The organism is Aetokthonos hydrillicola CCALA 1050 (assembly GCF_017591665.1).
Classification (GTDB): domain Bacteria; phylum Cyanobacteriota; class Cyanobacteriia; order Cyanobacteriales; family Nostocaceae; genus Aetokthonos; species Aetokthonos hydrillicola.
The window spans coordinates 1,862-2,560 of the sequence record NZ_JAAKGC010000278.1 but is presented as its reverse complement, the minus strand read 5'-3'; the positions used below and the strand labels follow the sequence as shown (position 1 = coordinate 2,560).

Below are 699 nucleotides of genomic sequence, written 5' to 3'. Positions count from 1 at the left end.
AGATGGCTTTAGATTTTTTTGGTGCGGGCGATGTATCTTCAACAGAAAGAGCTGGTGCATTCGTCTTAGAGAGAACATTTCCCGTCGACTGCTCAACAGTGTTGAGTTCTACTAACGGACTTTGGTTTTCACGGTCACGAGCACTAGACGAATTAGGATTCTTTACTCCATAAAGAGTTTCCCCGTTCGAAGCTGTACTCTGAGCGAGCGTCTTACTAGAGAGACCAACAACAACAGTCGAAGTCAAACTCGCAGCTGCCAACTGGCCAAATTGTCGGCGTTTCAACGGTGACACTATATATACTCCTTGTGAGATACTTTAAGGAACAATGAGGTTTGCATTTGGGGTCTGGGGTCTAGCTCCCATATCTGCTAGGATATTGACAGTCATTTGCTTGGCGCGGGTATCTTCGCGACCTGGATTTACACCATCACTGTCTAGCCCCCACGCCCACTGAATAGTGCCAGCAGCAAAGACCTTTGCCCCACTACTAGGCGTGTAGCGAGCTGATTGGGAGTGTGTATAATCTTGGTTGGCAGGAAGAGTTTGTTGTCCCACAGGTTCGTCATATGTTGGCAGTACACTAGCAGGTGTTACTGTTGACTGGGATAATGTCACCACACCTGAAGGAGTAGATCCATTATTAACGATAAAATCCCATTCATAGCCCACTAACAAACTTAGCTGATCTCCATCCT

Annotated in this window: 1 protein-coding gene and 1 pseudogene; both read right to left on the bottom strand. The window is 46.6% G+C overall.

Going from position 1 to position 699, the window contains the following annotated elements; all coding sequences use genetic code 11:
* Positions 1–295: pseudogene (locus G4P69_RS36900) on the bottom strand (hypothetical protein); the annotation flags it as partial.
* Between the two features lie 24 nt (positions 296–319).
* Positions 320–699, bottom strand: a 380-nt coding sequence (locus G4P69_RS36895; RefSeq protein ID WP_339385249.1) for a N,N-dimethylformamidase beta subunit family domain-containing protein, incomplete at its 5' end; no start/stop codon positions are given.